Consider the following 7,828-nt stretch of genomic DNA (forward strand, 5'->3'; position numbering starts at 1 on the left):
GGGCCGGAGCCGGGGTGCCGGCCGGCGCGGCCGGCGCGCGCTGGGCGGCCTGGCCGTTGGTGCCGTAGGCGGTGCCCCAGCCGAACACATCGCCGCCGGTGCCGCGCTTGATCACGCGGTTGCGCAGGATGTCGGCAATCACGTCGCCGTCGCCGCCGAGCAGCGCCTTGGTCGAGCACATTTCCGCGCACAGCGGCAGCTTGCCTTCGGCCAGGCGGTTGCGGCCGTACTTCTCGAACTCGGCCTCGCTGCCGTTGGCTTCCGGGCCACCCGCGCAGAACGTGCACTTGTCCATCTTGCCGCGCACGCCGAAGGTGCCGGTCGACGGAAACTGCGGCGCGCCGAACGGGCATGCGTACGAGCAGTAGCCGCAGCCGATGCAGACGTCCTTGTCGTGCAGCACCACGCCGTCGTCGGTGCGGTAGAAGCAGTCGACCGGGCAGACCGCCATGCAGGGCGCGTCCGAGCAGTGCATGCAGGCCACCGAGATCGATTTCTCCGCGCCCTGCACGCCATCGTTGACCGTCACCACGCGGCGCCGGTTGACGCCCCACGGTACCTCGTGCTCGTTCTTGCAAGCGGTGACGCAGCTGTTGCACTCGATGCAGCGCTCGGCGTCACAGATGAATTTCATGCGTGCCATTGTGTTCCCCTTACGCGAAGCGCTCGATCTGGCAGACCGTCGTCTTGGTTTCCTGCATCATCGTCACCGCGTCGTAGCCATAGGTGGTCGCCGTGTTGACCGCCTCGCCCCGCACGATCGGATGCGCACCGTCCGGGTAGTAGTCCAGCATGTCCTTGCCCTGCCACCAGCCCGAGAAGTGGAACGGGATGAAGGCGGTATCCGGGCCGACCCGCTCGGTGACCAGCGCGCGCACCTTCAGCGTGGCGCCGGTCGGCGTCTTGACCCAGCAGTAGTCGCCGTTGCGGATGCCGCGGGCGGAGGCCGCGCGCGGATTGATCTCGACGAAGTTCTCCTGCTGCAGCTCGGCCAGCCACGGGTTCGAACGCGTTTCCTCGCCACCGCCCTCGTATTCGACCAGACGGCCGGAGGTCAGGATGATCGGGAACTTCTCGTGGACCTTGTTCTCGATGTTGCGCTGCTGCACGGTCTTGTACAGCGTCGGCAGGCGCCAGAACGCCATCTTGTCGTCGTGGGTCGGATACTTGGCGACCATGTCCGGACGGGTCGAGTACAGCGGTTCGCGGTGCTGCGGAATCGGATCCGGGAAGTTCCACACGACGGCGCGCGCCTTGGCGTTGCCGAACGGATGGCAGCCGTGCACCTTCAGCACGACGCGCTGGATGCCGCCCGACAGGTCGGTCTTCCAGTTCTTGCCCTCGGCCGCCTGCTTCTCGGCATCGGTCAGGTCGTCCCACCAGCCCAGCTTCTTCAGCAGCACGTGGTCGAACTCGGGATAGCCGGTGGTGATCTCCGCGCCCACCGAATGCGAGCCGTCCTCGGCCAGCAGGTTGACGCCGTCGCGCTCGACGCCGAAGTTGGCGCGGAAGTTGCCGCCGCCGTCCATCACGTGCCGGGTGGTGTCGTACAGGTTCGGCGAGCCCGGGTGCTTCAGTTCCGGCGTGCCGTAGCACGGCCACGGCAGGCCGAAGTAGTCGCCGGTCAGGTCATAGCCGGTGGCCGCGTCCTTGCCGCCCTTGCAGCGCAGCGTCTTGACGTCGAACATCTGCATATTCTTCATATGCGCCTTCAGCCGTTCCGGCGACTGGCCGGTGTAGCCGATGGTCCAGTTCGACTTGTTGATCTCGCGCAGGATCGACTCGGGCTCCGGCTCCATCCAGGTACGGCCGGCGCGCTTGACCTCGATCATCTTGTAGTTGCGCGACAGCTCCTTGCCGAAGCCCAGCTTGTCGGCGAAGGCCTGCATGATCGTGTGGTCGGGCATCGATTCGAACAGCGGCTCGATGACCTTCTCGCGCCATTGCAGCGAGCGGTTCGATGCCGTGCACGAGCCCGAGGTCTCGAACTGCGTGGCGGCCGGCAGCAGATAGACGGCGCGGTTCGGATTGACCTTGTCGCCCTCGGCCGGCGGCATGTTGGCCATCGCCGCGGTCGCCGACGGATACGGGTCGATCACCACCAGCAGGTCCAGCTTGTCGAGCGCCTTCTTCATTTCAAGGCCGCGCGTCTGCGAGTTCGGCGCATGGCCCCAGAAGAACACGCCGCGGACGTTGTTGTCCTGGTCGATCAGGTCGCTCTTCTCGGTGACGATATCGATCCAGCGCGACACCGTGGTGCCGGACTTCTCCATCATCGCCTGCGAGGGGAACTGCGATTTGATCCACTCGTAGTCGACGCCCCAGACCGCGGCGTAGTGCTTCCACGCGCCGGTGGCCAGGCCGTAGTAGCCCGGCAGCGAGTCCGGGTTCGGGCCGACGTCGGTCGCGCCCTGCACGTTGTCGTGGCCGCGGAAGATGTTGGCGCCGCCGCCCGACACGCCGATGTTGCCCAGCGCCAGCTGCACGATGCAGGAGGCGCGCACCATCGCGTTGCCGATCGTGTGCTGGGTCTGGCCCATGCACCAGACCAGCGTGCTGGGCCGGTTCTTGGCCATGGTCTCGGCGACCTTGTAGACCTGTTCCTCGGGCACGCCGCAGGCCTCTTCCACCTTGTCCGGCGTCCACTTGGCCAGCACTTCCTCGCGCACCTTGTCCATGCCATAGACGCGCTGACGGATGTACTCCTTGTCTTCCCAGCCGTTGTTGAAGATGTGGTACAGCACGCCGAACAGGAACGGAATGTCGGTGCCCGAGCGGATGCGGACGTACTGCTCGGCCTTGGCGGCGGTGCGGGTGTAGCGCGGATCGACCACGATCACCTTGCAGCCGTTCTCCTTGGCATGCAGCAGATGCAGCATCGACACCGGGTGCGCCTCGGCGGCGTTCGAGCCGATATACAGCGCCGCCTTGGCGTTCTGCATATCGTTGTACGAATTGGTCATCGCACCGTAGCCCCAGGTATTGGCCACGCCCGCGACGGTGGTCGAGTGGCAGATGCGCGCCTGGTGGTCGGTGTTGTTGGTGCCGAAGAACGACACCCACTTGCGCAGCAGATACGACTGCTCGTTGCTGTGCTTGGACGAGCCGATGAAGAACATCGAATCCGGGCCGGTCTCCTGGCGGATCTGCTTCATCTTCGCGGTGATCTCGTCCAGCGCCTGGTCCCAGCTGATGCGCTGGTACTTGCCGTTGACGAGCTTCATCGGGTATTTGAGGCGGTACTCGCCGTGGCCGTGCTCGCGCAGCGCCGCACCCTTGGCGCAGTGGGCGCCCATGTTGATCGGCGAATCGAACACCGGCTCCTGGCGGACCCACACGCCGTTCTGCACGACGGCATCGACCGCGCAGCCGACCGAGCAATGGCCGCACACGGTGCGGCGCACGACGATGTCGCCCTTGCCGTCGCCGGCGGCCTTGCCGTCGGCCGCATCGGCCTTGCGGATCAGCGTCAGCTGCGAGGCTGCGAGGCCCGCGCCGACGCCAATGCCGGAGCGCTTCAGGAAGCTGCGGCGGTCCATCGTCGGCATCGCGCCGGCGAGGCTCGTGGCCAGTCGTGCCGACAGGCGTGCGGACGAAGCGGCGGCCGGCTGAGCGGACGCGAGTCGATCAACGCGCTGCGCAGGGGCGCCGCCCTGGGCCGCGTGCTTGCGGGTCAGAATCATGTGTCACCTCGGGAAAGGTACGAAGCGGGTAAAGGCGATATTGCGAGATACGGCCGCGCCGGGATGACGGGCATCACGGCGGACCGGCACATCGCGCGGCTTATACCAGCGTCGTCCGGTAATACTTCCGTACGTGTTCAGAGACACGGTAACCGTTGCTGTCGGCAGCTGTGGGTTCCGGCGCGGGAATCGCACCGGCGGGGGCGGCAGGCGTGCGCGCGGTCAGGGCCGCGGCACCCGCGGCGGCAGCGACGACGCCAGCGCCCGCGAGGAAATGGCGACGTGCGACCCGGGTTTCCTTCTCTTTCATGGGGGGCTCCTCGGTAATATTTACCGATTACCAATCTAGTTATGCATTGTTTTGCGTATTGTAGATCGATATGCACGCAATGACCATGCTGACCGCGGGTTTATCCTGATTTTCCGTAATCATGGCGCTGTGCATCAAATGTCTTGAGACATGTCGTTGCACGCCGCGCGACCCGCGTCGCGACATCTCGATCTGCACGCCAACTCGCGTTTATCGGCTCCCTGAGCCATTCGCTTTAGCGCCGCGCGCCATCAATGCATCTCCATCGCGACCGCCTCGACGGCGGCGAACGACTTCAGCAACTCCGCCGCGCGCGCATAGAAGCGCGCGCCCGGATGCGCGATCACCGCATCGCACAGCGACTCGACCCACGGCTGCAGATGGCGCGCAAAGAAGCGTTGCTGCTCGCCGAGGTTCGACACCGCGAGATCGTCGCCCGCGATCAGGAAGCGCATCACCTCGCATAGCGTCGCGATATGGTCCTCGGGTTCGCTGACGCCTTCATGACGCTCGAGCCCGTAGCGTGCCAGGTCCTCGCGCACCGCCACCAGCGGGCGTTCGTGCAGGAAGCCGGTCTGGTAGTACGAGCCGTACAGGAAGATGTCGGGCTTGCCGATGCCGACAAACAGCTGCTGGTATTCGTCGGCGGCCTCCGCCTCGGTGGTGCCCGCCGCCGCTTCGCCCAGCGCATTCCACGCCTGGCCCAGCGGGCTGCCGGCATCGTCGGCATGCGCACGATTGGCGGCGATATGGTGCAGCAGCGCAGCGTCGGGGGCGCGATAGAACAGCGTGGCCAGCAGGCCGTACAGGTCGGCGCGGGCGGTGTCTTCGGCCTGGTCCGCGGGGGCGGAGGATTCGGTAAGGCGGATCGGTCGGGTATCGCTCATCGTTCGGCGGGTCGGATCGTAGGCGGTGTTGGAAACGTTGGCGCGTGTCGTCGGCGGAGCTGCCCTCTCCCCTGCCCCTCTCCCCTGCCCCTCTCCCGCCCGCGGGAGAGAGGATGCATCCGCATGCGCCGTCGGATGGTCTTTCACTCGCCTCTCCCGCTCGCGGGAAAGGGGTGGGGGCGGAGGGCATGCCGCCCTCGGATTGCTTTTCGCTCCCCTCTCCCGCTCGCGGGAGAGGGCCGGGGGAGAGGGGCCGGGGGAGAGGGCGCGCCGCGGGCGGATCGTACTATTGCAGCGTCGCGCCAGTCGCGGCGCCGGTGTCCTTCTCGATCATGTCGACGACCCGGCAGTCGCTGCACATCTTCAGGCGGTCGGCGGCGGCGCCGGCGAAGGCCGGATGGCCGGCCAGGCGTCCGAGCATCGCCTCGACCATCTGCGCGGTGCCGAAGGGCTTGGCGCAGCGGATGCAGTGGAAGGGCCTGGTCTCGTGCAGCGTGACGGGCTGGCGCACGCCCTCGCCGGTCAGCAGGCGCGGCACCAGCGTGATGGCGTCCTCGGGGCAGGTCCGCTCGCACAGGCCGCACTGCACGCAGTTGCGCTCGAGGAAGGACAGCACCGGGCGCTCGCTGTTGTCGCGCAGCGCCTGCGACGGACAGGAGCCGACGCAGGCCATGCACAAGGTGCAGCGGCCGGCGTCGACCTGCACCGCGCCCAGCGGGGCACCCGGCGGCAGCGGCACGGTCTGGGCCGGCACCGGCGCATGCGCGGCCAGGTGATCGAGCGCGAAGCCCAGCGTCTCGCGCTTGGCCGCCGCGGCATGGAAGGCGGCCGGCGGCAGCGCGCTCTTTGTCGAGAAATTCGGCGCCAGGCGCGCCAGCGCACGATCGAGCGAGCCGGCATCGGGCGCGTCGATCAGCGTAAAGAACTCGCCGCGATAGCCCAGGCCCGCGAGGATGGCCTGCGCCACGGCCATCTGCTCGGCCAGCGCGGTCCGATATTGCGGCGCCTCGTCGCCGGTCAGCATCACCGCGACGCGGTCCGCGCCCCAGGCGATCGCCGCGAGCCACAGCTCCAGGCCGACCGAGGCCGGATGGAACAGGCCAACCGGAATCACGTTCGGCGCGATGCCGCCGAGGCGGCCGGCGCGCGCCTCGCGGCCGAGCGCCAGGATGCGCGGGTCGCCATGCTCCTGCCCATGCAGCAGCAGCACGGCATCGCGCCCGCCGGCCTGCCGGTAGGTCGACAGCAGCGTGCGCAGGCGCCGGCCCTGATGGTCGGGCTTCGGATACGCATAACTGATCGCGCCGGTCGGGCAGACCGTGGTGCAGGCCCCGCAACCGACGCACAGGTTCGGCGCGACCTCGATGCGGCCCTTGCCGTCCTGCCAGCGCGAGCCGATCGCCTCGGCCGAGCAGACGTCGATACACGCCGAGCAGCCGGTGGTCCGGTTGCGGCCGTGCGCGCACAGCGATTCCTTGTACTGGAAGAACTTGGGCTTCTCGAACTCGCCGACCAGCTGCGTCGCGGTCAGCGCCATCTGCTGCTGCCGCAGCGGCTCGGCGCCGGCATGCAGATAGCCCTGCGGCGGCGCATGCCGGCCGAAGAAGGGGCTGTCGTTCAGGTCGAAGACCAGGTCGAAGCGCTCGCTGACGTTGGCGGCGGGCCGGTCAAAGTCGATCGCCGCGGCCGCGCCGCAGGCCTTGACGCAATCGCGGTGCGCGGTACAGCGGCTCAGGTCGATCTGGTAGCTGAAGTCGATCGCGCCTTCGGGGCAAGCCTCGATGCAGGCATTGCAGCGGGTGCACAGGTCCAGGTCGATCGGATTGGCGCGGCCGGCGCCGGTTTCCCAGCTGGCCTCGAAGGCGCCGAGCCAGCCGGTCAGCTTGTCGAGGCGGCCGCTGTGGACCGGGTAGTCACGCATCGCCGGAGGCGTCGCGCCGTCCAGTGCGCTGGCACTGGCCGCGTTCAACAGCACCGTCACCTCGAGGCCCGCCTCACCGAGGCGGTCGGCCCAGGGCAGCGCCCGCGCGGCCGGGCCGATCACCAGCACGCTGCCGGCAGAGCGGTACTCGACCACCGGCACCGGGTCCGGATCGGGCAGCGCCGCGGCGGCGAGCAGTGCCGCGATCTTGGCGTTGGCGGTGCGCGGATCCTCGTGGGCGCCGCGCGACCATCCGCCGGTCTCGCGGATATTGACGAAGCGCACCGGCGCGGTGACGACGCCGCCGGCCTGCGTCTTCGCGGCCAGTTCGGTGAACAGCGGGCGTTCCTGCGTGCAGGCGACGATCACGTCTTCGGTGCCGTCGAGCGCGGCGGTGAAGGCGCCGACCTCGCGGCGGCACAGCAGGCGGTGGACTTTCAGCGGGGCGGCGCCCGGCTGGTTGGAGGCATCCGACAGTGCCGCCCCGTCAAGCGGCATGGTGTCGTTGCAATTGCAGATCAGCGTCGGCATGGTCGGTACAGCTGGCCGGCTTGTCGGTCCGCTTCTGTCGAGCGGGTCCGCGCCGGCGATTTGTGGGGGAGTGACATTGTAGGGCCCGATGCCGGGCCGGGGCTACGCAGGTTTGTCCGTAGCTGGTCCGGTATCAGGCACCGCGGCGGTGGCTTGGGCGTTCTCGGCCGTGGCGGCCTGCGCGGCGGCATCCGGCTCGGCGGTGCCGTCCTCCGGGACATCAACGGACGATTCGGCCTGGGCTTGAGCGTCTTGAGCGTCGGCGGGCGCGGCCTGCTGGCCGGCGGCGGCGGTGCCGGCCTCTTCCGTTTGCTCGATCGGATCGAACAGGCCCAGCGTCTCGGACTGGCGCAGGCGCCGCAGCACGTCGGGCGGAATCGGGTCCGGCTTGCTGTAGTCGTCGATATAGATGTCGAGCCCGTCCATCACGTTGAAGTGCGGGTCGGCGAACAGCGTCTTCAGCGCGGCGCGCTTGACGGTCTCGTCGACACCCTGG

At 68.3% G+C, this 7,828-nt stretch carries 6 protein-coding genes; all 6 read right to left on the reverse strand.

Going from position 1 to position 7,828, the window contains the following annotated elements:
* A partial coding sequence (gene fdh3B, locus B551_RS10205; protein ID WP_043438643.1) for a formate dehydrogenase FDH3 subunit beta occupies positions 1 to 643 on the reverse strand: 643 nt, incomplete at its 3' end.
* Between the two features lie 10 nt (positions 644 to 653).
* Positions 654 to 3,683: a molybdopterin-dependent oxidoreductase gene (locus tag B551_RS10210; protein ID WP_023264015.1), complete on the reverse strand. Its 3,030-nt coding sequence runs from the start codon at positions 3,681 to 3,683 to the stop codon at positions 654 to 656.
* A gap of 100 nt (positions 3,684 to 3,783) precedes the next feature.
* Entirely contained in the window at positions 3,784 to 3,993 is a 210-nt protein-coding gene (locus tag B551_RS25555) for a hypothetical protein (protein ID WP_006579351.1), read from the reverse strand.
* 251 nt (positions 3,994 to 4,244) lie between these two features.
* Positions 4,245 to 4,880, reverse strand: coding sequence for a molecular chaperone (locus B551_RS10215; RefSeq protein WP_006579350.1), 636 nt, complete (start codon positions 4,878 to 4,880; stop codon positions 4,245 to 4,247).
* 286 nt (positions 4,881 to 5,166) lie between these two features.
* Entirely contained in the window at positions 5,167 to 7,332 is a 2,166-nt protein-coding gene (locus B551_RS10220; protein WP_023264016.1) for a 4Fe-4S binding protein, read from the reverse strand.
* Positions 7,333 to 7,434: 102 nt separating this feature from the next.
* Positions 7,435 to 7,828: DUF3306 domain-containing protein (locus B551_RS27055; RefSeq protein ID WP_023264017.1), on the reverse strand; the 394-nt coding region annotated here is incomplete at its 5' end.

This window comes from Cupriavidus sp. HPC(L) (assembly GCF_000307735.3).
GTDB lineage: Bacteria > Pseudomonadota > Gammaproteobacteria > Burkholderiales > Burkholderiaceae > Cupriavidus.